Source organism: Staphylococcus sp. EG-SA-2 (assembly GCF_017152085.1).
In genome coordinates this window covers 1-574 of sequence record NZ_JACYHC010000043.1, presented here as the reverse complement: position 1 = coordinate 574, position 574 = coordinate 1, and the positions used below count along the sequence as shown (strand labels likewise).

Below are 574 nucleotides of genomic sequence, written 5' to 3'. Positions count from 1 at the left end.
CCAACGTTTGTGCGAAATCTATCTTATGCCTATTTTCTCTGCTAAGTTCCTATACTTCGTCAAACATTTGGCATATCACGAGAGCGCTCGCTACTTTGTCGTTTTGACTATGCATGTTCACTTCTATTTTGGCGAAGTTTCTTCCGACGTCTAGTATGCCAAAGCGCACTGTTATATGTGATTCAATAGGTACTGTTTTAATATACACGATATTTAAGTTCTCTATCATGACATTACCTTTTTTAAATTTACGCATTTCATATTGTATTGTTTCTTCTATAATACTTACAAATGCCGCTTTACTTACTGTTCCGTAATGATTGATTAAAAGTGGTGAAACTTCTACTGTAATTCCATCTTGATTCATTGTTATATATTTGGCGATTTGATCGTTAATTGTTTCACCCATCTGAGGCTGTCTTCCTAAAAGTTGCATAGACTTTAAAACATCTTGTCTATTAATCACACCCACTGTCTTTTTATTACTCGAAACGACAGGAATCAATTCAATACCTTCCCAAATCATCATATGCGCACAACTTGCTACTGTACTCATAGCATTTACATAAATAGG

The 574-nt window shown here is 34.8% G+C and carries 1 protein-coding gene; it reads right to left on the bottom strand.

Annotated features, from left to right (window positions below; all coding sequences use genetic code 11):
- Positions 1-49 precede the first annotated feature (49 nt).
- The coding region (locus IDG60_RS00330) for a hotdog domain-containing protein (protein ID WP_274611423.1) at positions 50-574 on the bottom strand (525 nt) is incomplete at its 5' end.